Source organism: Rhodococcus sp. BP-261 (genome assembly GCF_019835205.1).
Classification (GTDB): Bacteria; Actinomycetota; Actinomycetes; order Mycobacteriales; family Mycobacteriaceae; genus Rhodococcoides; species Rhodococcoides kyotonensis_B.
The window spans coordinates 38,012-63,962 of sequence record NZ_JABUCO010000014.1 but is presented as its reverse complement, the minus strand read 5'-3'; the positions used below and the strand labels follow the sequence as shown (position 1 = coordinate 63,962).

The following is a 25,951-nucleotide window of genomic DNA, read 5'->3' as shown; positions in this document are numbered from 1 at the left end:
TCAGCGCGTCCGCTGGCTCGCGGCGGGCCCTGCAGGACGACGGCGACGGCGTCCGCCGCCTGCTGCGTGCTGACGGCCGTCGGCTCCGGCTGCTGTCGCACCTGCACCTGCACGCGGGTTGCCCGACGCGCTGCGGGAATTGCCGCCGCCGCGAGCAGCGGTGCTACGCGGATTGCTGCTGCGGCCGGAACCGTTGCGGGGCTTGGCCTGACGCGGCTGCTGCGTCGCGGCCTTGGGCGCCGGGGCGACGTAGGCTGCCTGCTCGCCGACGAGGCGTGCCACCTCGGGGGAGTCCGCGGTGACGCGGATGGGAGTGACCTTGATGTCGGCCTTGCGCAACAGGACTGCCGTGTCCTTGCGCTGTTCCGGGAGCACGACGGTGACGACGTCCCCCGCACTTCCGGCGCGCGCGGTACGACCCGAACGATGCAGGTACGCCTTGTGTTCGGCCGGCGGATCCACGTGCACGACCAGTGCGACGTCGTCGACGTGCACACCGCGGGCGGCGACGTCGGTGGCGACGAGAACCTTTGCGTCACCGGACGAGAACGCGAGCAGGTTGCGGTCACGCGCAGCCTGGGACAGGTTGCCGTGCAGGTCGACCGACGGGATTCCGGCCTCCGTCAACTGTTTCGCGAGCTTGCGGGCCTGATGCTTGGTACGCATGAACAGGATCCGGCGGCCGGTGCCCGACGCCAACGTGTGCACCAGCTTCTTCTTGGTCTCGACGCCGTCGACCTCGAACACGTTGTGCGTCATGGCGGCAACGGGGGAGGTGGCTTCGTCGACCGAGTGCGTCACCTGGTCGGTGAGGAATCGCTTCACGAGCTTGTCGACGCCGTTGTCCAGCGTCGCCGAGAACAGCAGGCGCTGTCCCTTCGCGGGCGTGGCGGACAGGATGCGGGTCACGCCGGGGAGGAATCCGAGGTCGGCCATGTGATCGGCCTCGTCGAGGACGGTGATCTGCACGTTCTCGAGGCTCACGTAGTGCTGCTTCATGAGGTCTTCGAGACGTCCGGGGCACGCGACGACGATGTCGACGCCTGCGGACAACGCCGCCACCTGACGGTTCTGCGAGACGCCACCGAAGATGGTGGTGACCTTCATCGAGTAGGCAGCGGCCAACGGCTCGATCGTTGCGGCGATCTGGGTGGCCAGCTCACGCGTCGGGGACAGAATGAGGCCACGTGGGCGGCCCGGCCTGCGGCGTCCTGTCGATCCTTCGGCGAGGCGGGCGACCATCGGGATGGAGAACGCCAGGGTCTTGCCGCTGCCGGTCTTGCCGCGGCCGAGCACGTCGCGTCCCGCGAGTGTGTCGGGGAGCGTGTCTGCCTGGATCGGGAAGGGCTCGGTCTTGCCCTGGGCGGAGAGAACTTCGGCGAGTGCAGTCGGGACACCGAACGAAGCGAACGTAGTCATAGAAAGTGGTGTGCCTTTCGGGCAAACTAGTGCACCCATGGGCGAATTCGCCCGCGAATGCAAGGTGGCGAGACTGCCGGTGGGCAGTATCGATCGCCGTAAGAAAAGCCTGTGCAGGGTGCACATGGACAACGCGGCCGGAGCCGGGCGGAAAGTCGAAGCAATCCACGACGTCTGACGAGCAGCTACGCGCGCCATCGTCGAGTGTAACGGGTGAGGCCTCGAAATCATTTCCCGAGTGATGCATCAGGCACTCACGCAGCCGACAGACCGTCGTCGAGATCCTGCTCGACGAGCGACACATACACCCTGCCGACGGGCATCGGCGGTGCCTCCGAGGTGTACCGATGCCCGGTCGGAGTCTCGAAGTCGTACCCGTGCACCACGCCGTATCTACGCGGTCGTGGTGTCGACACCCAGCCTTCGGCTTCCTTCGCGTGGTTGCACGCCGCGCACAGACCCGCCCCGTTGTCCGCGCTCGTCTTTCCTCCCCGTGCATGGGGGCGTATGTGGTCGCGGTGACGAATCGGCGCGTCGCACCACGGTGTTCGGCAGGTTCGGTCACGGATGTCGATCAGCCTCGCCAACGCTGTCGGGAAGTGTCGCGATTTCGACTCCATCGCGGTGAGGGCGCCGGTCGCCGGCGTGGCGTAAAGCCTCCGCAATTCGACGTCGGTGTCGGACTCGCATGCTTCCTTCACGAGATGCCGCGCGATGGTCGCAGGGATGTCTCCGTAGCCGATGAGGTGCGCGGGCTTGGCCCCGTCCGACAGTAGTGAGTCGTCGGAGATGACCAGGTTCACCGACACCGGCGCACTGCTGGTCGCCGACGCGGCGCCTGTAATGCGCTCGTACGCAAGGTCGGCCATGATCTGGTCTCGCGTCCTGGGCTCTTTGCCGACGCCCACCATCGAGTCGGCGTCACGTTTCAAGGTGGCCCACATGGAGACAGCACGATCCATGGATGTCAGCGTGGTGAACTGGGCCATGAAGTCCGGCTGCGGTCGAGTAGCGGTGCGACGCTGCGAATATGCCTTCGCACGCTTCTTCACGACGGACGCCGGATCGAGCTCGGCAGCCAGTGCCCGCGCCTTCCCCTCGATTGCCTTGTCGCCGAGCCCCTTCAGCGTGTCGGGGTTCTCGCAGAGCCGCTTGTCGATCTCCCGTCGGTCGTCGGCGGCCAGGCACGCGGTCTCGCGGGCAATCATGGTGACGCGCCATTCGTTGAGTTCGCCTGCGAGCAGACGTCGGTAAGCATGGGGCATTTCATCGACCAGCGCGCGTGCGAGCCCGAGGAATCTGCCGCCCTTGCTGGGTGATTCGCGGCGAGCCAATCCGATCTGCGACGCAATTCCTTTGCGCCACTGCGATTTCGGCTTTCCGGATTCTTTGCGCTTCGTCTCGATGGTAGTTGCAACCGACACCGTCGCCGTAGCCTGCACGGCCGACGCTGCAGATTTCACGGTTTCGAGGGCGGAGATCAAATCGACGCCGGCCGCTGCGTCGGGCAGGTCGAGCCGCTGTTGCAGCCTCGACACGAACGCGAGCACTTCTGCCGCCCCCAGTGCGTCCTGCGCGTCGTCGATTGTTTCCACGAGATCCCCCAATCTCTTTCGAACACATGTTCGAGACTAGCGGACCGCCGTGAGCCGTGCAAGGGATCGCGACGTGCTAGTTGTCGATCAGGGTAAGGTGCTCGGGGCAGTAGAGCGTGACCGAATTGTCAACGAGGAACTGAGAATCCGCGGGAACCCACGACGCCGAATCTCCTGGCGGCGGGTAGTTCTCGAGGTAGCCTGCCAGCGAAGTCTCGACCGATGACGTCGATTCGCCCCGATCGAATGCTTGGCAGACCGATCTGGCCCAGTCGACCACGGGAACACCCGACGCGACGTATCTGTCGAACAGTCGACCGAAGTCCGCCGGGTCGGACGGAGTTCGTTCGGGCGGAGTGCTGGGAGAAGCGACTGTCGTCTCGGTGGCCTCGACGCGCGCGCTCGCCGACGGTGCGGCGTCAGTTGATCGGTCGGGCGCACTGCATCCTGCGACGACCGCGCCGACGGCGCAGACCGCCAAAACTGACAGAACGCATGGTTTCATATGCCGCATAGTAGCCAGTGACTTGGAACGTCTCGGTTGTACGTGGTGCCCTCGGCAGGATTCGAACCTGCGACCTACCCTTTAGGAGAGGGTTGCTCTATCCCCTGAGCTACGAAGGCGCACGGTCAGGGTACCCGATGACTTCGAGAAAGAAGGAAGCCGCCCACACGATGTGTGGACGGCTCCCGAGGTGACAGTGCCCGCCAGTGCGCCTCTCGGCAGGTGGCCGCTCGCAGCGGCAGAGTGTTGGTACCCGGGGCATGGATCGAACACTGTAGACGGGTGCAACTGCATGCCTTCTCGAATAATTCCCGCGATGGTTACGCAGCCCCCTGCGAAGCTTCGAGCCGGCGCGCGACCAACGCCGCCTGTAGATGCCTGATGCCCGACGGTCGGGTCGGATCGAACCCGGTGAGCTGCGCGATCCTCTTCAACCGGTAGTCGACGGTGTTGGTGTGCAGGTGCAGCTGTCGGGCCGAGCGCTGACGGTTGAGGTCGTGTGAGATGTGGATCTCCAGCGTCTCGAGAAGTTCGGGGGACGCGTCGAGCGGTTCGAGGATCTGCCGGAGGTGACGTCGACCCGGTCCCGGACGTGTCAGCTGATATTCGAGAACCAGATCGTCCATGCGGTACAGCCCGGCGGGACGGTGAAGTTGATGTGCGAGCACGAGCAACTCGTGAACCTGGTCGGCGGCCGTGGGAATGTCGGCGATGGCCGACTGCTCGGCGGTGGCGGTCACCTGAACCTCGGCGGCGGTGCTGATCCGGTGGACGAGCGCCTCGACCCATTCCTCGTCGTGCACACCGGGAATGAGAACGGTGCCGCCCTCGGGGCTGAGCATCGACAGCGGCGTGCGACCGCAGATGGTCGCGAGTTCGGCTTGAACGCGACGTAGTTTCCGACGCGCGGCGACGGTCCGCTGGATGGCCGGGTCGTTCTCGTCGGGATGAGGAGGAACGGACAACGCGAGCACCAGGTAACTGTCGGCCAGCTCGATTCCGCTCTGACGCGCGAACGACACCGCGTTGTGTCCGCTGAGCAGCGACGACACGAGAGTGTGTGCCGCAGTGTGGTGCTCGCTGGCGACGGCTTGAAGTTCTTCGACGTAACTCTTCGATGCGGCGATCGACACCTTCTCCGACAGAAGTACGAACACTCGCGCTGCTTCGATGAGGCTGCGTGCATCGCCGTCGCCCGCTCGCTTGGACACGAGGTTCCAGCCGATCTGAATTCCCTCGTGATAGACGGTCAGCACAGATTCGAGTGGCACACCTTCACGCGCCCACTGGCTCGCCTTCGCACGAAGTTCGGCGAGGTCCGCGTCGTTCGGAGCGCGACGCTCGTCGAGCATCTGGACCGCGATGCTGATGCACTTGACCGTGAACTCGGTGACGTCGCCGTGCAGTTGCTCGCCAGGTAGCGAACCGCACGGCGTGTTGGCGGCGAAGTGGCCGACGAGCAGCCGGGCCACGGCACGGAAGTCGCGAAGTGGAGCGGAAGCGGGCTCGCCCGCGACCATGATTCCGAGGCTCGTCGTGTTGTGAACGGTCACAGATCAGCCCTTCGTGTGGGAACTTCAGCTCTGGCGGAAACAAAGTTACTGGTGCGTAGTATGGCGTACTTACCTAGTTGTCGTAGGCAAACTTCGACGAAATTCCAACGTTTTCGTACTTGGAGATTGTTTCGAGCCCTCTAGCGGACTAGATCATAGGTTGTTATCAACGCGTTATCCATAGGTTCGGCGAAGAAACTTGTGAGGACTCTCGAGGCCCGGCGATCCGGCCTTGCGACATTGCCTAAACCTTCGAAAACCGGTTCCCAGCGCCGTGATCCGGCGCCTACGTTTTCACGGTGCGGATCCGACGACGCCGACGCACCGACGGGGGCGATCACCATCGATTCAGGGGGTAGGCAGTGCGCGGACGGGTGACTCAACTGGCGTTGCTCCGAGAGCTGGAGCCTGTCATGGAGGCGAAACTCGGTGAGTGCTTCGGCAACTCGTCGACCTGGACGTCGTCGGACTACGTCGAACCCGAATCGTTCTGGAGCGCACAACGTTCCACGCTGACCGAAACCGCCAAGGCGGCACTGATCACGACGCTTCTGACGCACAACAACTATCGCTCGGTGGAGTCGCCTGCCATTCCTGGCGCGTGGACGTCGTGGACGTCCGCCTGGTCCGACGAGAAGGCGCGTCACGCGGCAGCGATAGAGAATTACCTCGTCGCTACGCGCAGCGTCGATCCCGTTGCGCTCGACCGCGCCCGGTTCCAGTGCATGACGGTGGGGATCGCGTCGTCGATGGAAGGTGACCACCTGCTTCGATCGATCGCGCACGCCACGATCGATGTCATGGCCACGATGGTCAGCCACCGCAACGCGGCCGTCGAATGTGCCGATCCGGTGGCGACGGCCCTGCTCGGCCGCGTCGTCGCCGACCAGGAACGTCAGGTCGAGTTCCTCCGCAGCATCGCGGCCGCGGCTTTCGACATCGTGCCCGCGCAGACAGCGTCGATCGTCACCGAGGTCATCATGAACTTCCAGATGCCGGGAAGCGGCCTTCCTGGGTTCGAGCGCAGTTCGATGCTGATCGAACGCGACGGCATCTACGACCTCCGACTCCACCTCGACGAGGTGGTCCTACCGGTCCTGAAGTTCTGGCGATTCTTCGAACGGACCGACCTCGACCTCGGTGCCCGCAGCACCAAGATCCTGGCCGAGTTCCTCGGCGATCTCGAGGCCCGAGCGGCATCGTTCGAAGCGAGAAGACTGCGCGCGTCCTAGGTCGGGCGCGCGACCAGAAAAGCCCCCGGGGGGTCCGAGGGTAGCGTGCCTCTCTCCGGTGTCGAGCCGGAGAGAGGCACCTTCGTCTATCCTGAGGCCGGACATCCGATCCCTACCGGAGGTGGTCCCGTGTCGGGCGCGCATACGATCGTGGTGGGCATCGATGGTTCCGAAAGCGCCGACCGCGCCGTCGTCTGGGCCGCGCTGACAGCTGCACCACGCGGTTGGACGTTGCGGATCGTCACCGCCGTCGATCCTCCTGCGCATCTGGCTGCAGACGACATCACCGAATACCGAGCGGTTGCCGATGCCCGTCTGGCATCGGCCGAAGTCCTCGCACGCGAAAGCGTCGACGAATCCGGGTTCGACATCGTCACCGCGGCGGTGGACGGCAAGGTCGCCGAGGTGTTGATGGCCGAGTCGCACGGTCGGGAAGCGATCGTCCTCGGTGCGAGTGGCCTGGGCGAGTCCGAGTCGGGAGTGCTCGGGTCTGCAGCTGTGGCGTTGTGCGCGCACGGTTCGTCGCCCGTCGTGGTGGTGCGAGGTCGCAGTATCGACGGCCGCCCGCCCACGCTCGGTCCCGTCGTCGTGGGTGTCGACGGTTCCGAGCAGAATCAGGCAGCAGTAGGCGTTGCGTTCGAGGAAGCCGCACAACGTAATTCGCCGCTGGTGGCCGTGCACGTCTGGTCCGACGTGAGTCTTGCTCAGGTGGCGGGCCCGCCGCGCGACTGGGAAACCATCGCCGCGTCGGAAGAAGTTCTGCTCGCCGAGAGTCTCGCGGGATGGCAGAACAAGTACCCGGACGTCGAGGTGCGACGCGTCGTCGCGCAGGACCGTCCGGTGCGCGTGCTCAGCCAGATGTCGGAGCAGGCGTCACTGATCGTCGTCGGACACCGCGGACGCGGCGGGTTCGCCGGCATGCTTCTCGGGTCGACGAGTTACGCGCTCGTCCACACCGCGGACTGCCCGGTCATGGTGGTGCGAGGACCCGGGGGCTAGACCGCCACCGTCAACAGGAACGCGACGTCTTCGATTGCTTCGACGCTGTGACGGGCGTCGGGAATGACGAGAAGGTCACCCGCGGAACCCTTCCAGGACTTCTCGCCGCTGGCGAGTTCGAGTTTGCCGCTGAGAACGAACACCGTGGATTCGCCGTTCAGATCGTGCTCGGCCATCTTGTTTCCCGCTGCGAGCGCGACGACGGTCTGCCGAAGATGCCGTTGGTGACCGCCGTAGACGGTCTGCGAGCTGCGGCCACTGGACGCCCCCACGGCCAGTTTGAGCTGTTGTCGGGCAAGGGCGGTGAGTGACTTCTTGTCCATGTGCCCAGTATGACCCCAATGTCCGTCCGGCAAGAGCGGAGTCGACGGAAGTCGGTGCGAATCAAGCGGTTCGGTAAGCCTTGCCGTACTGGACGAAGCGGTAGCGGATGCCGTCGTTGCTGCTCGTCTGCCACTCTCCGGGGGACGCCGTCCATTCGTCGGACACCTCGGGTGCGACGGTGTCACCCTCGATGTCGAGGTCGATGTCCGTCACCTGAAGCTCCGACGCGAAAGGCAGTGCAGCGCGGTAGATTTCGCCTCCGCCCATGATCCAGACAGTGTCGTCGACCAGTGACAGTGCGTCGTCGATGCTTCCGACCCCCTCGGCGCCGTCGGCCGACCAAGCGGGATCGCGCGTCACGACGATGTTCCGACGGCCGGGCAGGGGACGGAATTTCGGCGGTAGCGAGTCCCACGTCTTGCGGCCCATGACGACGGGGTGGCCCTGCGTCGTCGACCGAAAATGCTTCATGTCCTCGGGGACGTGCCACGGGATGGTCCCGCCGTCACCGATGACACCGCCGCGGGCCTGCGCCCAGATCATGCCGACGTGGCGAGCAGTCACACCGCCACCGGCGCCTTGATCGCCGGGTGGTGCTGGTAGTCCAGGATCTCGATGTCCTCGAATCGGTAGTCGAAGATCGAATCCCGGTGCGCCAGCTTCAGAGTCGGGTAGGCGAACGCCTCACGGGAGAGCTGTTCGGTGACCTGCTCGCGGTGGTTGTCGTAGATGTGGCAGTCACCGCCGGTCCAGATGAACTCGCCGACCTTCAGCCCGACCTGATCGGCGACCATGTGGGTGAGCAGCGCATAGCTCGCGATGTTGAACGGCACACCGAGGAACATGTCGGCACTGCGCTGGTACAGCTGGCACGACAGGGTGCCGTCGGCGACGTAGAACTGGAAGAACGCGTGGCACGGCGCGAGGGCCATCTGCGGGATGTCGGCGACGTTCCAGGCCGAGACGATCATGCGTCGTGAATCGGGATCGGTGCGCAGGGTCTCGATAACCTGACTGATCTGATCGATGTGCTCACCCGACGGCGTCGGCCACGACCGCCACTGCACGCCGTAGACGGGACCCAGTTCTCCGTTCGGACTCGCCCACTCGTCCCAGATGGTGACGCCGTGATCCTGCAGCCACTGCACGTTGGAGTCGCCGCGCAGGAACCACAGCAGTTCGTACACGATGGACTTCAGATGCACCTTCTTGGTGGTGATCAACGGAAATCCCCGAGACAGGTCGAAGCGCATCTGGTGGCCGAAGACACTGGTCGTGCCGGTGCCCGTGCGGTCGGACTTCGGGGTGCCGGTCTCGGACACGAGCCGCAAGAGATCCTCGTACGGGGTTGGAACCATCACGGTGAGCCAGTCTATATCCCGTGCACGAGCACGGCGGGCCCGCATAATGGGGCAATGCCTGAGCTACCCGAGGTCGAAGCGCTCGCCGGGTTCCTGCGCGAGCACGCAGTCGGTTCCGTCGTCGGTCGTGTCGACATCGCGGCGCTGAGTGTTCTGAAGACGTTCGATCCGCCGATCACCGTGCTGCAGGGGCGCGACGTCACCGATGCCGCGCGGTTCGGCAAGCACCTGGCGCTGCAGGCGGGTGACCTCTGGATGATCACCCATCTCTCGCGCGGCGGGTGGCTGCGCTGGACGGACAACCCCAGCGCCGCACCGCCGAAGCCCGGCAAGGGGCCGCTCGCGTTGCGGGTGCACTTCTTCACCCCGGAGGGTCTGACACCCGCGATCGACCTCACCGAGGCGGGCACGAAGAAGCGGCTCGCGGTCTGGGTGGTGCACGACCCGAGCGAGGTGCCGGGCATCGCCCGACTCGGACCGGACGCGCTGGCTGTCACCGAGCCCGAGTTCGCCGAAATTCTCGGCGGCACGACGGCCAGGTTGAAGACGTCGCTCGTCGACCAGGCTCTGATCGCCGGTATCGGCAACGCGTATTCCGACGAAATTCTGCACGTGGCGAAGTTGTCGCCGTTCGCGTCGTCGAGCAAGCTCGATGCGGAGTCCGTTGCCACGCTGTATCGGGCGATGCGCGACGTGCTGACCGATGCAGTCGCGCGCTCGGTGGGCCAGGACGCAGCCCGACTCAAGGGGGAGAAGCGGTCCGGCATGCGGGTACATGCCAGGACCGGCCTGCCGTGCCCGGTGTGCGGCGATCCGGTCCGCGAAGTCTCGTACGCCGAGCGTTCGTTCCAGTATTGCGCGACGTGTCAGACCGGCGGCAAGATCCTCGCCGACCGCCGGATGTCGCGCCTGCTCAAGTAGTGCTCGGCTCGGTCTTCAGGCTCGCGTAGCCGCGGTAGCCCTCCCATGCTCGACGACGGTCACGCCGCGGATCGCGCTGCACACGGGTGCGGGCGTCGAAGATCATCGTCTCGCGGCTCTGCTCGTCGTACTTCGGCCAGGGCGGAAGGGGCGCACCGGTTCTCGCGAACTCGAGCCACTGCGACTGCACACGTTCGGTGACGTCGGCGAAGGCCTTCCGGCCGCCCGGCAGCGTCATCGCTTTGCCGAACGCCGTGTTGCTGATGCCGAACACCGCGAACAATTCGAATCCGTGGGTGGCGTCGAGACCGAGCCACCGCATGATGCGCGGCGCGAAGTCGAAGCGGTAGCTGTAGGTCGGCGCGTACACCGAATGTGCTTCCGCCACTTCGAGCGACGGCTTCCAGAACGTGAAGTCGCCGCCGACGTCGATGGCAGCTGCCTCGGACGGGTAGCCCGGATAGGCTTCCAGCACAGCATCTTTGGCCGACGGGTCGGTCAACGAGAAGAGCTTGTCGATGCGCTCGGGGTTGGTGGGTAACGCGTCGAGCACCTTCGGGAACAGCGTGCCTTCGCGGGCATTCGTACCGATGATCAGGGGGACGCGATGCGCCGACCCGTCCTGGTACGCGTCGAGCGGATTCTTCGGTAGGTAGTCCCCGTCGACGACGGGCCCGAACGGATGCAGACCGGGAGTCGCCGACGCGACCGTGAGGGCTAATTTCGTTCCTGCTCGGCCGAGACGCGTGACGTCGGCGGTGTCGAGTGCGTGGGCAGGGTCGCCGTCGTGGCCCAGGAAGTCGAGGAACTGCGTGGCCCACTGCGTCGCGTTCGCGTGCGTGCCGACGAGACCGGGTGCCGAACTCTCCGCGATCGCCTGCGTGAAAAGCCCTTTCGCGGCGGGCGTCGCCAACAAGGTCGTGACGGCGTTTCCTCCGGCGGACTCCCCGAAGATCGTCACGTTGTTCGGATCTCCGCCGAACTGCGCGATGTTCCGCTGCACCCATTCGAGGGCTGCGACCTGATCTCGCAGACCCAGGTTGGAGTCGAATTGCCGTGCCTCGGTGGAGAACTGGGTCATGTCCAGATAGCCGAGCGCACCGAGCCGATAGTTGATCGACACGTAGACGATGCCGTGAGAGTCCTTCAGCGACCGTCGGACCAGTGAGCCGCCGCCGTACAGGGGCGTCGCCGACGTGCCGAGCGTGTACGCGCCGCCATGGATGAACACCATCACCGGCCGTGGCGTCGCACTGCGCCTGCCAGGGGCCAACACGTTGAGCGTCAGGCAGTCCTCGCTCGACGGCTGATACTTGCCGATCGAGAGCATCGTGCCGCGCTTGTGCTGCACCGACGCGTTACCCCACTCGGTCGCGTCGCGAACTCCTGTCCACGGCTCGACAGGCTGAGGCGCGCGCAGCCGACGTGGTCCGACGGGTGGCGCCGCGTAGGGGATGCCGCGCCAGGTGACGAGATCGCCCACGGTCTTGCCCTCGACGACGCCGTCCAGCGTGGCGATTCTGGTGTTGAAAGCCATGTCGGCGAGTGTACAAATTTCCCCACGCCGACGGTCGTGGACACTGAAGGTCATGGTGTTCGAATATCGAGCCGACATTCTCCAACTCCTGGTCTCACCTGCCCATGCGTATTTCGGTAGGTCGAAGGACGGGCCTGCCGACGACGTGAGTACCGACCTCGTCGAGCGGGTCGAGATCGTCGCGAACAAGGGCATTCGCGGCGACCGATTCTTCGGCGTCAAGGCCCATACCGAGGCCGCGGTGACGTTCTTGGCCGTCGAGGCGTGGGAAGCCGTCGGCGACGCGTTGGCGACGGAGATGCCCGACACAGCCGTGGCCAGGCGAAACATCGTCGTACGCGGTATCGAACTCGACCCGCTGCGCGGCGTCGAATTCGAGCTGGATTCCGGTGACGGCCCGGTTCGCTTCCGTGGCGGCAGACCGGCCCATCCGTGCGCCTGGATGGATTCGATGATCGTCGACGGTGCCCGAAAAGCGCTCATCGGGCGCGGCGGCCTGCGGGCGGAGCCGCTGACCGACGGGATGTTGCGGACTGGGCCGGTGATCGTGCGGTCGCCCGTCGAGCTGGACGCGTCGAAGGCAGCGGCGCAGGTGACAAGGGCCCAACCGCAGGTGGCGCAGCCATCCTTGCCCATGAAGTGAATCTGTGCCCATAATGTGGGTGATGGTGTGGCTCGTCACATCTACGCGCCTCGGATGGCGCCACTCACTACGTGGAAAGAACCCAAATGTCCGATATGTGGATCGTGATTCATACGGTGATCGCCGTACTCGCGGTGGTGATCTTCATCGTGCGCTTCCATTTCAACCCTGTGGTCTCGCTGGTGCTGGGCGCCGCCTACCTCGGGCTTGCGACGAAGCTCGGGGTGTCGACGACCGTCGAGACCATCACCGGAGGCTTCGGCGAGATCATGGCCGAGGTCGGTCTGCTGATCGGGTTCGGAGTGCTCATGGGGGCGGTGCTCCAGGAGATGAAGGCGATCCAACGCCTCGTCGGGACGCTGTTGAAGACGTTCGGCCCCAAGAGGCTGCCGTATGCGCTGTCCCTGACCATCGCGACCGTGCTGCAGTCGATCTTCCTCGACGTTCTGCTGGTCATCTCGGCGCCGCTCGCACGCAATCTCGCACCGAAGATCGGCAAGCTCGGCACCGCGCGCATGGCGACGGCGCTCGCGATCGGTCTCGAATGCGGCATCGTCTTCATGGTCCCCGGCGTCGCGGCGCTGGCCCTCGCCGGACTGCTCGGCGTACCGCTGGGGAAGATGATGATCTACGGCCTGATTCTGATCGTCCCCGTCGTGATCATCTCGATCGCTGTCATGACGTTCGCGTTCCGCCGCGGATGGTGGAACGAGGAGAAGGACGAGCAGGAGTTCATCTCCGTCGCGGTGGAAGAAGACGAGGATCCCGCCGACGAGCCGTTCGTTTCCGGCGGAGTCGCGCAGGCCGTACGCGCTGAGAAGCGCACGCGTCTCGTCGTGCTGTTGTCTCCTCTGCTTCTGGCGCTCGTGCTCATCGCGACCGGAGCACTACTCGAGGTAGCCGAAATCTCCATCCCCGTCGTCGAATTCGTTGCGAGTCCGGTGATCGCACTGCTCATCGGACTGGTCGGAACGTGCCTCGTCGCGCGCTACACCGTCGGCCAGAAGCGCGTCGAGAAGGCGTTGGCCCGTGGTTTCGCCGAGAGCGGCCAGATCCTGATCCTGACGGGCGTCGGTGGTTCGCTCGCCGCGATGATCAAGGAAGCCGGGCTCGGTGACATTCTCGGTCAGTACTTCACGGCGAGCACGGCGGCGCCTCTGCTGATGGTGTGGGTCATCGCCGCTGCGCTGCACATCGCCGTCGGCTCGGTGACGATCTCGGCCATCACCTCTGCAGGCATTCTCGCTCCCGTCGCGCCGCTGATCGGCCTCGACCCCGTGTTCATCGCGCTCGCGGCGGGCGCAGGATCGCTGTTCGCGGTGCACGTCACGAGCAACACGTTCTGGCTGCTGCAGTCGTTGATGGGACAGAGCACGAGGGGCACACTGAAGACGTGCTCGGTCGGCGTGTCCGTCGCCTCCGTCGTCGCCATCCTGCTGATCCTGCCCATGAGTCTGGTTCTCTGAGAGGGTAATTGACCATGAACGCACTCCCACTGAGCGGAGTTCGAGTACTCGAACTCGGTAACTACATCGCCGCACCGACCGCGGCCCGAATGCTGGCCGACTTCGGCGCCGAGGTGATCAAGGTGGAGCGTCCCGGTACCGGCGACGAACTCCGCAACTGGCGCCTCTACTCCGGCACGACGTCGATGCTGTACCGCACGATCAACCGCAACAAGAAGTCGATCGTGCTGGACCTGCGCACCGAGCAAGGCCGGCAGGACGTCATCGACCTCGCCGCGAAGTGCGACATCGTGCTCGAGAACTTCCGGCCGGGGACACTGGAGAAATGGGGGCTGTCGCCCGAGATTCTCAGCGAGAAGAACCCCGATCTGATCATCACCCGCATCTCGGCGTTCGGGCAGACCGGACCGATGTCGGAACGGCCGGGCTTCGCCGCGGTCGCCGAGTCCTACGGAGGATTCCGCAACCTCGTCGGCGATCCCGACCGGCCGCCGGTCCGCGTCGGCGTGTCCATCGGAGACTCGATCGCAGGCCTGTACGCCGCATTCGGTTGTGTCATGGCCCTTTTCCAGCGGCAGACAGCCAAGGACACGCTGTCGCTGGAGCAGCGCTCGATCGACGTCGCTCTCAACGAGTCGATTCTGTCGATGATGGAGTCGCTCATTCCCGACTATCTCGCGTACGGCGTCGAACGCGAACGCACCGGCGGCCGCATGGAAGGTATCGCGCCGTCGAACGCGTACATGTGCAACGACGGCAAGTCCGTCGTCGTAGCGGGCAACGGCGACGCCATCTTCCAGCGCTACATGAACACGATCGAACGTCCCGATCTCGGAGCCGATCCGGAACTGGCGACCAACGCAGGTCGCTGGAAGCGTCGTGACGAACTCGATGCGGCCATCAGCGCGTGGACCGGAATGCGTTCTCGTGACGAAGCTTTGAAGCAGCTCGACGCCGCAGGAGTGCCGTCGGGACCGATCTACACCGCGGCCGACGTCGTCGCCGACGAACAATACGCGGCACGAAACATGATCCAGCACTTCGAGGTCGACACCGGCGCGGACGAGCCGGCCGACGTGGGGTTCGTCGGGGTGGTGCCCGTCATCGGCGACCGCTCGCTCCCCATCCGATCGGTGGGCCCCGACCTCGGCGAGCACACCCGCGAAGTACTCTCGACCTTGCTCGGACGCACCGACGAAGAGATGGACGCCTGATGTTCCAGTTCACCCCCACCGCCGAACTCCGGGACGTCACGTTGCGTGACGGTCTGCAGCTGACCGGAAAACTACTGTCGACGGAAAGAAAGCTCGACGTCGCCAGAAGCCTGCTATCAGCCGGTGTTCCGTCGCTCGAGATCGGATCCATGGCACGCGGTGATCTGGTGCCGCCGATGGCGAACACGCTCGAGGTCATCGGCGAACTGACGGACGAGGAACTGGAGAAGTGCTGGGTCTGGGTGGCCACGCCCCGGCACATCGAGAAAGCCGCCGCGGCAGGGGCGCGCAAGTTCCAGTACTGCTTCTCGGCGTCGGATTCCCACAACAAGGCCAACATCGGCCGCCTCACCGAGGACAGTCTCGCGGCGATGCCCGACGCCGTGGAGATCACCCGCAGCGTCGACGGGCAGATCCAGCTGTGCATCGCGACGTCGTTCACCTGCCCGTTCGAAGGACAGGTGCCGCAGGAGCGTGTACTCGACATCGCCCGCGACGAGCGTACGCACGGGGCAACGGACATCGTCGTCTGCGACACCCTCGGGCAGGCCGTTCCGGCGCAGGTATCGTCGCTGATCACCCGCGTCGTCGACGAAACACCGCAGCGCCGCATCGTCTTTCACGGTCACGACACGTGGGGACTCGGTGTGGCAAACACCCTCGCTGCCATCACCGCGGGCGCCGCGATGGTCGACGGCTCACTCGGCGGCCTGGGCGGGTGCCCTTTCGCACCCGGTGCGAGCGGCAACACCTCGAGCGAGGACATTCTGTTCGCGACGCGACCCGACTGGTTCCAGCCCGATACTCTGGCCACCATGGTGGATTTGTCGGAGAAACTCCTCGCCGAACTGGGCGAGCCCATGCGCTCCAAGACCGTTCAGGGTGCGCATTCGTCAGCAGACAAGTTCGAGTGGGTGCTATGAGCCGCATCCTCGTCACCCACCCGATTCCCGCGCCCGGCATGGACATTCTCGCCGCGGCAGGCGAGGTGGAGGTCCTCGAACTCGGCCACGACGGCTTGGTGGAGCGATGCGCCTCCGGTGACTATTCGGTCGTCGTGTCGCAACTGCGCGACAAGTTCGACGCCGAGCTGCTGGCGTCGGCCAAGCTCGTCGGCATCTCGAACTATGCCGTCGGATTCGACAACATCGACGTCGCCGCGGCCACGGCGCGCGGCATCACCGTCGGGAACACGCCTGGGGTACTGACGGATTCGACCGCCGACATCGCGCTGTTGCTGATGCTGGCGACCGCGCGGCGTGCGATCGAGTCGGACAACCTCGTCCGTTCCGGCGGATTCACCGGGTGGAAGCCCGAATTCATGCTCGGCACCGACGTGTCCGGTCGTGTTCTCGGGCTCGCAGGGTTCGGCCGGATCGCACGGGCGACGGCGCGTCGAGCTCTCGGATTCGGCATGACCGTCAAGTTCTGCCCACGCCCGCCGTCGGACCGCGAGGTCAGCGACGAGGAATTGGGTGAGTTCGCCGGACGCGTCGAACACGTGTCGTGGGACGAGCTCGTCGCGACGAGCGACTTTCTGTCCCTGCACGTTCCGCTGAGCGAGTCGACGCATCACCTCGTCGACACACGGGTGCTGCACGCGATGAAGAACTCCGCGATCCTGATCAACACCGCGCGCGGGCCTGTCGTCGACGAGGCTGCGTTGGTGACGGCGTTGCGCGAGAGAGTCATCGCGGGTGCGGGCCTGGACGTGTACGAGCGGGAACCGGAGTTGGAACCGGGGCTCGCGGGATTACCGAACACGGTGTTGCTACCGCACGTCGGGAGCGCGACGGTGTCGGTGCGGTCGGAAATGGCCCGATTGTGCGCCGAGAACGCGGCAGCCATGGCGACCGGCTCGCTACCGCCGCATCCCGTCAACCCCGAAGCGTGGGGTCACGCCGGGTAGCGGCCACCGAGGGTTCGGGTGATCTGCTCGGCGTGCGAGACGAGCAGGTCCACCCATTCCTCGCACTGCGACAACGGCATTCGAAGTGTCGGGCCGCTGATGGTCACGGCACCGATGATGTCGGCGGCGGAGTCGAACACCGGTGCCGACAACCCCGACGCACCGGTCTCGCGTTCACCGGTCGTGATGGCGTAGCCGTCGGCGCGGGCCCGGTCGACCGCGGCGCGCAGCGTGTCCTTCTGCGTGATCGATTCGGCCGTCATCTGTTCGAGGGTGCCCGACAGGATGCGGTCCGCGAGTGCCGAATCGTAAGCGAGCAGCACACGGCTCGCCGATCCGACGTTCAGCGGAATCACCTTGCCGACGTACATGTCTCGGCGTAGTGCATGCTTCGTCTCGGCGATCGCGACGCACACGCGATAGTTCTGTTCCGGCCGGAAGAAGCAGGCGGTTTCGCCCGTGAGGTCTCGAACCTCCTTGAGTACGGGGTTCACGATGGAGAGGACGTCGAGATCCTTTGTGGCCGTTGCTGCCCAGTACGCCATCCGGACGCCGATGCGGATCCGATCTCCGGCGCGGTCGAGAAAACCCTGTGCGACGAGGTTGGTGACCAGGCGTTGCACCGTCGACGTCGGAATCCCGGTGCTCTGCTGGATCTCACCGAGCGTCAGCGACGGACGGTCGAACGAGAACGCGTCGAGAATCTCGGTGATCTTGCCCAACACCAACAGCGGCTGCTGCTTCGATCCGGTTTCCTGGCTCACGCGTCCAATCTACGTCCTGCGAGACTCGAGCAGCCGCAACCACACCTCGCTCACCGTCGGGTACGACGGGACCGCGTGCCACAGGTCGTCGAGAGTCACCTTGCCGACGACGGCAACCGTTGCGGCATGGACCAACTCGGCGACGCCGGGTCCGACGAACGTGGCTCCGACGACGATGTCCTTCGCCCGGTCCACCACCAGTTGCGCGTGCCCGGAGAAGTTGTCCTGCTGCAGCGACGACCCGGCCACCGCGATGTCGACGCCGAGGATCTCCACGTCGATGCCCGCGTCGCGCGCGTTCTTCTCGGTCTGCCCGACGGACGCGACCTCGAGCGCGGTGAATACGACCTGCGGGATCTGCCCGTGATCTGCCGTCGCCGAGAATCGCTTGCCGTCGAGCGGCGTGCCGTCGGCACGTGCCGCGATGACGTCGCCCGCGACGCGTCCCTGGTACTTGCCCATGTGAGTCAGCTGCGCGCGGCCGTTGACGTCGCCGACCGCGTAGAGCCACGGAATTCCAGGCACCTGCAGGTGGTCGTCGACCTCGACGGTGGCGCCGTCCTCCAACCCGACTGCCGACAGTCCGACATCGCCGCTCGTCGGCTTCCTGCCTGCAGCGACGACGATTTCGTCGACGGTGATCGTCTCGCCGCCCACGGTCAGTTCGGCAGGGCCGCCGTGGATCCTGCCGATGCCCGTGTCGTTCACGTCGGGGCGCGACACGTTCGTCACGTCCGCGTGGAACACGATCTTCGCGCCTCGCGCACGCAGTGCGTCCGCGACGAGTTCGCTCGCGAACGGCTCGGCGTTCGACAGCAACGACCCGCCGCGCACGAGCATCGTCACCTCGGCACCGAGCGACAGCAACCATGTCGCGCTCTCGCTGGCGACGACCCCGCCGCCGATGACTGCGACGCGCGTCGGCACCTCGTGCATGTTGGTCGCGTCGCGCGAGGTCCACGGCAATGCCTCGCGCAGACCGGGAGTGCCGGGAATCGACGCCGTCGTACCGGTCGCGAGAACGACGGCATGTCGCGCGGTCAACGTACGGCCGTCGACATCGACGGTCTTCTCACCCGAGATGCGGCCGTGGCCACGTACGACGGAAATGCCCTCGGACTCGGCCCAGTCGACCTGCGACGAATCGTCGAGCGAATGCGTGAACGAGTCTCGACGCGCAAGGACGGCAGGCACGTCGAGCGGCTTGTCGCCGACCAACTCCAGGACGCCCGGCATGTTGCGCGCGGCGTCGAGCACCTGGCCCGGACGGAGCAGCGCCTTGCTGGGCATGCACGCCCAATACGAGCACTCGCCACCGACGAGTTCGTGCTCGACGATGACGGCAGTGCGGTCACTGCCGGCGATGGCGTAACTGGCCGCGTTCTCGCCGACGGGTCCGCCGCCGATGACGATGACGTCGAATTCGTCCGTGCTTGCTGAGGTCATTTCTCAAGAGTGACATAGGCTCGTCGGCCATGGGGCAGAGGAGACAGAAGATTCTGATCACCGGCGCGAGCTCGGGCCTGGGGGAGGAGATGGCCCGGCGGTTCGCCGCGAAGGGCCGTGATCTCGCATTGTGTGCGCGGCGACTCGACCGGCTGGACAGCCTGCGCGAAACATTGATCGCGCAGCACCCCGGCATCACGGTTGCCGTTCGAGCGCTCGACGTGACCGACCACGAAGCCGTCGTCGCCGTGTTCGGTGAGCTTCGAGACGAAGTGGGCGGACTCGACCGGGTCGTCGTCAACGCGGGCCTCGGCAAGGGCGCCAAGATCGGAAGCGGCCGCGCCGACGCGAACCTCGCCACTGCTCGAACCAATTTCATCGGTGCCCTGTCGCAGACCGAAGCAGCGCTCGAGATCTTTCGGGCGCAGAAGTTCGGACACCTGGTGCTCGTGTCGTCGATCAGCGCGGACCGCGGCCTCCCGGGACCGAAGGCCGTCTACTCCGCCAGCAAGGCAGGCGTCGCCGCACTCGGTGAAGCGCTGTCGGCGGAACTGGCAGGCACCGACATCGCCGTCACGACGCTGTTGCCCGGCTTCATCGCCACCGACATGTCCGCGAAAGCAGGCGACGCGTCGTCGATGACGGCAAGCCTGGACGCGGGCGTCACCGCAATGGTCGACGCCATCGAGAAGGAATCGCGACGCGTCGCCCTGCCCGGCCTGAAGTGGCAGGGCATCGACCTGGCCCTGCGCTTCCTGCCCAACGAACTCACCAACCGCTTCGTGTAGCTGTTCTTCGCTACTGCAGGTAGTGCTCGACCTGTTCGACGCTGTTGACCTGGGCGTCGTCCGGGTTCTGTCCCGCATCGAGACGGGCGCGGCGCTGACGCAGCAGGTCCCAGCACTGGTCGAGCGCACGCTCGATCGATGCCAGCTGGGCCTTCTCGTCACTCGGGTCGATCTCGCCGGCTTCGGTCTGCGACCTGAGCTTGTGCTCGGTGGCGACCAACTGCTCGATCTTGCTGTAGATGTCGTGCTCGCTCATGAGTTCACGGTAGTCCTATCTCCACGATCGAGCATCGAGTCGCCGACGGGCCAGCACCGCCTCGGCTCCTCGACGCACGTCGTCCGACGACGATGCGAGAGTCGCGTCGGTGCCGACGAGGGACAGTGTGCATTGTCGATCCGTGTATGCGAGATATGCGGACAGCGACGTCGCGGTGATCGACCTGTCCGCCCCGGGATGCAGTGCCCGCGTCGCGATGGACCTGACGCGGTGAGGCCCTATCTCCATGATCGAGTCGGGAAGCCGACCGATGTTGGAGCACAGCACGCGTGCGCGTCCGGGTTTCGACGTCAACGTCGCCGCGAGACGGTCGGGCAGCAACTGCACCGTCTCGGCGGGGAAACCTCCTGGCGCGCCGGCAGGATTCGCGAACGCGGCCGTGTACGCGGTCTTGATCTCGTCGACGGTGTCCCCTGGTGTCACGTCGATGGTCACCATGCCGATCCTGTTGGCGCCCTGGGTCGGTACTCGGAACGGCATGTTGACCGACACCGGAGCGTCGAGCCCCAGTTCGACGGCGATGTCGCTCACGATCGCGACGAACTCGGCATTGTTCGGTGTGGCCGCGACGTCGAAAACGGCTGTGGCGATGGCGACGTCGTGAGACGCGGTACGGTCGGATCCACCGATGTACCCGTTCAGTTCGCGCCGCGATTCCGGGTCGCGGACGAGGCCTGCCAACGCTTTGACCGAGCCGGCGGTAACCGTCGTTCCCAGCTTCACGGCGTCGGCCAGATCCGATGTCCGTCGTGAGAAGCGCTGTGGCGCAGAGCCTTCGAATGCGCAAGCAGCAGCCGCGATCAGTCCCGCTGCGTCGGCCAGCGCATGAGAGCACACGAGCGACACGACGGTGCCACCGCCGCGTGTCGTCGTCGCCGACAGTCGCCAGCCCGGTCCGTTCTCGGGATCGAGGTCGACGTCGCCCTGTGCATCCGCCCAGTCCAGCACGTCGGAGTCCGGGATGCGGCCGTCGTCGACGACGAGGGGGAGCGTCTCGCTCGACGGGACCCAGCGCCGTCGTGCACCGGGGATCGACGGGGTGACGACCCGTCGGCCCAAGCTGCCCAAAGCCAGATTGGCATGTATCGCAGCAAGATCCACGCGCGCGACGACCTCGTCGGTGCGCAGAATTCCCTGAAGAACGATCGGCAGGCCGTAGCCTCGATGAGTCCGCAGGAAGATCTCGTCGACGACGGACAGGCGATCCGTGGTCACGGTGCGCTTGCCCCATGCCTTCCGGCGCCTGCGGCGAACGCCTGCGCACCGTTCAGTGCGTCGGCCGACATGGAGATGACGCCGTGTCGGAATTCGTTCACGAGGGCTGCATCCTCGACGAGCCCGTCCTGTTCGAGCAGAGACAGCCTGTCGTGTCGCATGCAGGTCTGCGGGTACGAGGCGAGCGCCCCGGCCAACTCTTCGGCTTCCCGACGCGCATGCCCGACGGGCACGACCCGGTTGGCCAGGCCGATCGCGAGCGCCTCGTCGGCGTCGACCGCGCGGCCGGTCAGAATCAGATCCATCGCACGGGACGCGCCGATGAGCCTCGGCAGGCGCACGGTTCCTCCGTCGATCAACGGAACGCCCCACCGGCGGCAGAACACGCCGAACGTCGCGTCGGCCTCGGCGACACGGAGATCGCACCACAGCGCGAGTTCGAGTCCCCCGGCGACGGCGTACCCGGACACCGCGGCGATGACCGGTTTGGACAGGTGCATGCGGGTTGGTCCCATCGGACCGTCGCCGTGTTCCGTTGCGTGATTGGATCGTTCGGTGCCGAGCGCCTTGAGATCGGCGCCCGAGCAGAACGTCCCGCCTTCGCCCCACAGAACTGCGACGGCCGCGTCGTCGTCGGCATCGAAATCCTCGAACGCGGCGACGAGCTCGGCCGCTGTCGGACCGTCGACGGCATTCCTGGACTCGGGACGCGACAGCACGATCGTCGTGACGGGCCCGGAGCGCTCGATCCTCACTGTCATGCAGTCGACGGTACCCAGCAGGCCTTGCTTGAAGCAATGAATCAATGCTTCAATTCTTGACATGCCGTACCGCCGCACGGAGTCCGTGCAAGCCAGGCTCGACGCCGGCAGAGAGAAACTGTTCGCGTCCGCCGTCGAGGTGCTGTCGACGCAGGGTTACAAGGGTCTGTCCATCGCCTCCGTCGCCGCAGCGGCCGGCGTCTCGGCGGGCAGCGTCTACACCCATTTCGAGAACAAGTCCGATCTGGTCGTCGCGATCTTCCGGGACGTGTGCGGCCGCGAAGTACAGGCCGTCGCCGACGCGGGTGCACGCGGCACCGTCGTCGAGCGGGTCACGGCCATCGTCGAGACGTTCGCCGGCCGCGCGATGAAGAACCGGACCATGGCCTACGCGCTGCTCGCCGAACCCGTGGATGCCGCCGTCGACGCCGAACGGCTTGTCTTCCGCCGAAGCTTCACCGACGCCATCGCCGGCGCGATCACCGCGGGCATCGCCGCGGGTGACGTGCCCGAACAGAACGCACAGCTGGCGGCGGCCGCACTCGTCGGTGCCGTCGGCGAAGTTCTGGTGGGGCCGCTGAGTCCGGATCGACCGCCGGGCCCGGACGTCGTCCCCGATCTCGTCGCATTCGCCCTCCGCTCGTTAGGAGTTCGTCCATGACATTCCCCGCCACGCACAGCGTCTTCAATCAGGTCCCGGATCTACTGCCCTACGACACGTCCGACGACTTCTCGCTGCTCGAAGGTCTCGCGCGCGAGGGAGCGCAGTGGGCGTACGACGATCTCCGCGAGCTCGGCGATCTGGCCGGCAGTGTCGAGGCACAGGAGTGGGGCCGACTGGCCAACGAGCATCCACCCGTGCTTCACACACACGACCGTTACGGCAACCGCATCGACGAGGTCGAGTTCCATCCGCACTGGCACAACCTGATGTCGGTGGCTGTCGCGGGCGGTTTGCATGCCACACCGTGGCAATGCGACCGTTCCGGCGCCCACGTCGCACGGGCCGCGAAGTTCTACGCGTGGGGCCAGGCCGACGCCGGACACATGTGCCCGATCTCGATGACGTACGCGGCAGTGCCTGCGCTGCGGCACAATTCGGAACTGGCGGCGTTGTACGAGCCGTTGTTGGCGTCGACGCACTACGACTTCGGACTCCGCGTGCCGACGGAGAAGCGAGGCCTCATCGCAGGGATGTCGATGACGGAGAAGCAGGGTGGCTCCGACGTACGCGCGAACACGACCACGGCGGTGCCGTCCTCGGACGGGACCTTTTCGATCGTCGGGCACAAGTGGTTCACGTCTGCCCCGATGTCCGACATGTTCCTGACGCTCGCGCAGGCACCCGGAGGGCTGTCGTGCTTCCTGCTGCCCCGCGTCCTTCCCGACGGTTCGCTCAATCGCATTGCACTGCAACGACTCAAGGACAAACTGGGGAACAAGTCCAACGCGTCGAGCGAGATCGAATACCAGGGTGCGACGGGATGGCTCGTCGGCGAGGAAGGACGCGGCGTCCCGACCATCATCGAGATGGTGAACATGACGCGGCTCGACTGCGTCATCGGCTCGGCGGCCGGTATTCGTGCGGGGACGATGCGGGCGGTGCACCACGCTCGGCATCGCGAGGCGTTCGGTGCGGCATTGGTCGATCAGCCACTGATGCGGAACGTGTTGTCGGACTTGATCATCGAATCCGAAGCGGCAACGACCGTGATGATGCGGTTGGCCGGGGCGACCGACCGTGCCGCCTCGGGTGACACGCAGGAAGCCGAACTGCGTCGAATCGCGTTGGCCGTCACCAAGTACTGGGTGTGCAAGCGGGCGCCGTCGCACGCGGCCGAGGCGCTCGAATGTCTCGGCGGCAACGGCTACGTCGAGGAATCGGGCATGCCCCGGCTGTACCGGGAGTCGCCGCTCATGTCCATCTGGGAAGGATCGGGCAACGTCGCGGCACTTGACTCCCTACGCGCTTTGGCCAAGCAGCCCGACACCGTCGAGGCGTATTTCACCGAGGTCGGCCTCGCAGCAGGCGCGGACTCTCGACTCGACGACGCCATCGCCCGCGTCGGCAAGGAGCTGGCCGACCGGTCCGACATCGAATACCGCGCCCGACGCGTCGTCGAGTCGATGGCCCTCGTGCTGCAGGGGTCCCTGCTCGTGCGTCACGGAGATCCCGCGGTTGCCGACGCCTTCTGCGCCAGCAGGTTGGCAGAAGACTGGGGCGGGGCCTTCGGCACCTTGCCGACGGGGGTGGATACCGCAGCGGTGTTGGCGAGGGTGTAAGCGGGGCTGCTCCCGAGCGGCGTAGCTACTTCGCTCGACCCCGCTGATCCCGGTACCACCGGACCAACGCGTCGGTGGACGAGTCGGATTGCGCTGCAGGTGCTTCGGCGTCGGTCAAGACCGGTGTCAGTTCCAGTGCCTGCGTCTTGCCGAGTTCGACGCCCCACTGGTCGAACGGGTCGACGCCCCACACCATGCCCTCGACGAACACCTGGTGCTCGTACAGTGCGATGAGCTGGCCGACGACCGACGGCGTCAACTTCGGAGCGAGAATCGACGTCGACGGACGATTGCCCGGCATCACCTTGTGCTGCACCACATCCGACGGCGTTCCTTCCGCGGCGATCTCGTCGGCGGTCTTGCCGAATGCGAGGACCTTGGTCTGTGCGAAGTAGTTGCTCATCAGCAGGTCGTGCATGCTGCCGCTGCCGTCGCGCGTCGGGAGATCGTCGGTGGGCTCGGCGAATCCGATGAAGTCGGCCGGGATCAGTCGTGTTCCCTGGTGCAGCAACTGGTAGAACGCATGCTGACCGTTGGTTCCCGGCTCACCCCAGAAGATTTCGCCGGTCGACGTCGTCACGGGTGATCCGTCGGCCTTGACGGATTTGCCGTTGGACTCCATCGTCAGCTGCTGCAGATACGCAGGGAAGCGCGCGAGATCGTTCGAATACGGCAGCACCGCACGGGTTTCCGCGCCGAAGAAGTTGTTGTACCAGAGTCCGATGAGGCCGAGCAGCACCGGCGCGTTCTCGGCAAGGGGAGCGGTACGGAAATGCTCGTCGACGCGGTGGAAGCCGTCCAGGAATTCGCCGAACGCCTCCTTTCCGATGACCGCCATGACCGACAGGCCGATCGCGGAGTCGACCGAGTATCGTCCGCCGACCCAGTCCCAGAATCCGAACATGTTGTCGGTGTCGATACCGAAATCGGCGACGCGTTCCGCGTTGGTCGACACTGCCACGAAATGCTTGGCGACGGCGTCCTCGCCGAGCGAGTCGACGAGCCAGCGTCGCGCAGCTGTTGCGTTGGTGAGCGTTTCGAGAGTCGAGAAGGTCTTCGACGCGATGATGAACAACGTCGTCGCCGGGTCGAGTCCGTCGAGCGCCCCGACGAGATCGGCAGGGTCGACGTTGGACACGAATTTCGCCGAGATGCCTGCGTCGGCGTAGTGGCGCAGTGCCTGATAGACCATGACGGGTCCGAGGTCGCTGCCGCCGATACCGATGTTGACGACGGTCTCGATCTTCTTGCCCGTCGCGCCGACCCATTCGCCGGAGCGGACGCGATCGGTGAATTCGCCCATCCGAGTGAGGACTTCGTGAACATCGGCGACGACGTTCTGTCCGTCTACTTCCAACCGAGCGTCGGAGGGAAGGCGCAACGCGGTGTGCAGAACTGCCCGATCCTCGGAGGTGTTGATGTGCTCGCCCGCGAACATCGCGTCGCGACGGCCTTCGATGTCGGCTGCGCGGGCGAGTTCGACGAGAAGAGACACGGTCTCGCGGTCGATCCGGTGCTTGCTGTAGTCGATGTGCAGATCGCCCGCGGTCAAGGTGAACTCGCGGCCGCGATCCGGGTCGTCGGCGAACAGAGTTCGCAGGTCGGTCTCGCCGATGGAGGAGTGATGCGCCTTCAGGTTCGTCCAGGCCTCGGTGCCCGTGATGTCACTGCTCATATCGACAAACCCTAGTGGGCGGACGGCCCGAGTGCGCGCCTTCTCGTTTGCTGTGCAGACAGCA

General features: G+C 65.6%; 25 protein-coding genes and 1 tRNA gene. 11 read left to right on the top strand and 15 right to left on the bottom strand.

What is annotated here, in order from left to right; genetic code table 11:
- From HQ354_RS16200 to HQ354_RS16180, 5 genes are all read right to left on the bottom strand, one after another.
- Complete coding sequence (locus HQ354_RS16200) at window positions 1–1,419, bottom strand: DEAD/DEAH box helicase (protein ID WP_068424592.1); 1,419 nt, start codon at window positions 1,417–1,419, stop codon at window positions 1–3.
- Window positions 1,420–1,673: 254 nt separating this feature from the next.
- The gene (locus HQ354_RS16195; protein WP_254303482.1) at window positions 1,674–3,014 is read right to left on the bottom strand and encodes an HNH endonuclease; all 1,341 of its coding nucleotides are present in this window, start codon (window positions 3,012–3,014) and stop codon (window positions 1,674–1,676) included.
- A 76-nt stretch (window positions 3,015–3,090) separates the two neighbouring features.
- Window positions 3,091–3,519, bottom strand: coding sequence for a DUF732 domain-containing protein (locus HQ354_RS16190; protein WP_222634661.1), 429 nt, complete (start codon window positions 3,517–3,519; stop codon window positions 3,091–3,093).
- 43 nt (window positions 3,520–3,562) lie between these two features.
- Window positions 3,563–3,638: transfer RNA gene (locus tag HQ354_RS16185), tRNA-Arg, on the bottom strand.
- Between the two features lie 201 nt (window positions 3,639–3,839).
- Window positions 3,840–5,072 (bottom strand): CdaR family transcriptional regulator, encoded by a 1,233-nt coding sequence (locus HQ354_RS16180; protein WP_068424589.1) that lies wholly within the window; start codon window positions 5,070–5,072, stop codon window positions 3,840–3,842.
- A 413-nt stretch (window positions 5,073–5,485) separates the two neighbouring features.
- Here HQ354_RS16180 and HQ354_RS16175 point away from each other — a divergent pair, with 413 nt between their 5' ends.
- Together HQ354_RS16175 and HQ354_RS16170 are read left to right on the top strand one after the other, a co-directional pair.
- Window positions 5,486–6,304, top strand: coding sequence for an acyl-ACP desaturase (locus tag HQ354_RS16175; RefSeq protein WP_068426022.1), 819 nt, complete (start codon window positions 5,486–5,488; stop codon window positions 6,302–6,304).
- Between the two features lie 129 nt (window positions 6,305–6,433).
- Window positions 6,434–7,303: a universal stress protein gene (locus HQ354_RS16170; RefSeq protein WP_068424587.1), complete on the top strand. Its 870-nt coding sequence runs from the start codon at window positions 6,434–6,436 to the stop codon at window positions 7,301–7,303.
- Here HQ354_RS16170 and HQ354_RS16165 read toward each other — a convergent pair.
- The 3 genes from HQ354_RS16165 to HQ354_RS16155 all read right to left on the bottom strand — a co-directional run bounded on the left by HQ354_RS16165 (window position 7,300) and on the right by HQ354_RS16155 (window position 8,988).
- On the bottom strand, window positions 7,300–7,626 hold the full coding sequence (locus HQ354_RS16165) for a cupin domain-containing protein (protein ID WP_068424584.1): 327 nt from the start codon (window positions 7,624–7,626) through the stop codon (window positions 7,300–7,302). The genes HQ354_RS16170 and HQ354_RS16165 overlap by 4 nt on opposite strands.
- Window positions 7,627–7,687: 61 nt before the next feature.
- Window positions 7,688–8,191, bottom strand: a complete 504-nt coding sequence (locus tag HQ354_RS16160; protein WP_308115184.1) for a dihydrofolate reductase — start codon at window positions 8,189–8,191, stop codon at window positions 7,688–7,690.
- The gene (locus HQ354_RS16155) at window positions 8,188–8,988 is read right to left on the bottom strand and encodes a thymidylate synthase (RefSeq protein WP_308115183.1); all 801 of its coding nucleotides are present in this window, start codon (window positions 8,986–8,988) and stop codon (window positions 8,188–8,190) included. Before HQ354_RS16155 ends, HQ354_RS16160 begins: the two co-directional genes overlap by 4 nt.
- A 54-nt stretch (window positions 8,989–9,042) precedes the next feature.
- On the opposite strand from HQ354_RS16155, the gene HQ354_RS16150 reads away from it, so the two are divergent.
- Window positions 9,043–9,909, top strand: a complete 867-nt coding sequence (locus HQ354_RS16150) for an Fpg/Nei family DNA glycosylase (RefSeq protein WP_167676822.1) — start codon at window positions 9,043–9,045, stop codon at window positions 9,907–9,909.
- On the opposite strand, the gene HQ354_RS16145 is transcribed toward HQ354_RS16150, so the two are convergent.
- Window positions 9,902–11,446 carry a carboxylesterase/lipase family protein gene (locus tag HQ354_RS16145; RefSeq protein WP_167676820.1) on the bottom strand — a complete coding sequence of 515 codons (1,545 nt, stop codon included), beginning with the start codon at window positions 11,444–11,446 and terminating at the stop codon, window positions 9,902–9,904. The genes HQ354_RS16150 and HQ354_RS16145 overlap by 8 nt on opposite strands.
- Before the next feature lie 52 nt (window positions 11,447–11,498).
- On the opposite strand from HQ354_RS16145, the gene HQ354_RS16140 reads away from it, so the two are divergent.
- From HQ354_RS16140 to HQ354_RS16120, 5 genes are all read left to right on the top strand, one after another.
- Window positions 11,499–12,089, top strand: coding sequence for a molybdenum cofactor biosysynthesis protein (locus HQ354_RS16140; RefSeq protein ID WP_167676818.1), 591 nt, complete (start codon window positions 11,499–11,501; stop codon window positions 12,087–12,089).
- Between the two features lie 86 nt (window positions 12,090–12,175).
- Entirely contained in the window at window positions 12,176–13,555 is a 1,380-nt protein-coding gene (locus tag HQ354_RS16135; protein WP_167676816.1) for a GntP family permease, read from the top strand.
- A 14-nt stretch (window positions 13,556–13,569) separates the two neighbouring features.
- Window positions 13,570–14,769, top strand: a complete 1,200-nt coding sequence (locus HQ354_RS16130; protein ID WP_167676814.1) for a CaiB/BaiF CoA-transferase family protein — start codon at window positions 13,570–13,572, stop codon at window positions 14,767–14,769.
- Entirely contained in the window at window positions 14,769–15,692 is a 924-nt protein-coding gene (locus HQ354_RS16125; protein ID WP_167676812.1) for a hydroxymethylglutaryl-CoA lyase, read from the top strand. Before HQ354_RS16130 ends, HQ354_RS16125 begins: the two co-directional genes overlap by 1 nt.
- Entirely contained in the window at window positions 15,689–16,678 is a 990-nt protein-coding gene (locus tag HQ354_RS16120; RefSeq protein ID WP_167676810.1) for a D-glycerate dehydrogenase, read from the top strand. The genes HQ354_RS16125 and HQ354_RS16120 overlap by 4 nt, the downstream gene beginning before the upstream one ends.
- Here HQ354_RS16120 and HQ354_RS16115 read toward each other — a convergent pair.
- Window positions 16,666–17,442, bottom strand: a complete 777-nt coding sequence (locus HQ354_RS16115; protein ID WP_254303481.1) for an IclR family transcriptional regulator — start codon at window positions 17,440–17,442, stop codon at window positions 16,666–16,668. The genes HQ354_RS16120 and HQ354_RS16115 overlap by 13 nt on opposite strands.
- Before the next feature lie 9 nt (window positions 17,443–17,451).
- The gene (locus tag HQ354_RS16110) at window positions 17,452–18,888 is read right to left on the bottom strand and encodes an NAD(P)/FAD-dependent oxidoreductase (RefSeq protein ID WP_167676808.1); all 1,437 of its coding nucleotides are present in this window, start codon (window positions 18,886–18,888) and stop codon (window positions 17,452–17,454) included.
- A gap of 29 nt (window positions 18,889–18,917) precedes the next feature.
- Between HQ354_RS16110 and HQ354_RS16105 the strand changes: the two genes are divergently transcribed.
- The gene (locus HQ354_RS16105; protein WP_167676806.1) at window positions 18,918–19,676 is read left to right on the top strand and encodes an SDR family oxidoreductase; all 759 of its coding nucleotides are present in this window, start codon (window positions 18,918–18,920) and stop codon (window positions 19,674–19,676) included.
- A 10-nt stretch (window positions 19,677–19,686) separates the two neighbouring features.
- On the opposite strand, the gene HQ354_RS16100 is transcribed toward HQ354_RS16105, so the two are convergent.
- The 3 genes from HQ354_RS16100 to HQ354_RS16090 are packed head-to-tail and all read right to left on the bottom strand — an operon-like array spanning window position 19,687 to window position 21,929.
- Window positions 19,687–19,932 (bottom strand): DUF2630 family protein, encoded by a 246-nt coding sequence (locus HQ354_RS16100; RefSeq protein WP_068426010.1) that lies wholly within the window; start codon window positions 19,930–19,932, stop codon window positions 19,687–19,689.
- A 15-nt stretch (window positions 19,933–19,947) separates the two neighbouring features.
- Window positions 19,948–21,168, bottom strand: a complete 1,221-nt coding sequence (locus HQ354_RS16095; RefSeq protein ID WP_222634660.1) for a hypothetical protein — start codon at window positions 21,166–21,168, stop codon at window positions 19,948–19,950.
- Entirely contained in the window at window positions 21,165–21,929 is a 765-nt protein-coding gene (locus HQ354_RS16090; RefSeq protein ID WP_222634659.1) for a crotonase/enoyl-CoA hydratase family protein, read from the bottom strand. Before HQ354_RS16090 ends, HQ354_RS16095 begins: the two co-directional genes overlap by 4 nt.
- Before the next feature lie 61 nt (window positions 21,930–21,990).
- Here HQ354_RS16090 and HQ354_RS16085 point away from each other — a divergent pair, with 61 nt between their 5' ends.
- Together HQ354_RS16085 and HQ354_RS16080 are read left to right on the top strand one after the other, a co-directional pair.
- The gene (locus HQ354_RS16085; protein ID WP_222634658.1) at window positions 21,991–22,590 is read left to right on the top strand and encodes a TetR/AcrR family transcriptional regulator; all 600 of its coding nucleotides are present in this window, start codon (window positions 21,991–21,993) and stop codon (window positions 22,588–22,590) included.
- Window positions 22,587–24,212, top strand: coding sequence for an acyl-CoA dehydrogenase family protein (locus HQ354_RS16080; protein ID WP_068424554.1), 1,626 nt, complete (start codon window positions 22,587–22,589; stop codon window positions 24,210–24,212). The genes HQ354_RS16085 and HQ354_RS16080 overlap by 4 nt, the downstream gene beginning before the upstream one ends.
- A 25-nt stretch (window positions 24,213–24,237) precedes the next feature.
- Here the strand turns inward: HQ354_RS16080 and pgi are convergent, their stop codons facing one another.
- Window positions 24,238–25,887, bottom strand: a complete 1,650-nt coding sequence (gene pgi / locus HQ354_RS16075; protein WP_222634657.1) for a glucose-6-phosphate isomerase — start codon at window positions 25,885–25,887, stop codon at window positions 24,238–24,240.
- Between the last annotated feature and the right edge of the window lie 64 nt (window positions 25,888–25,951).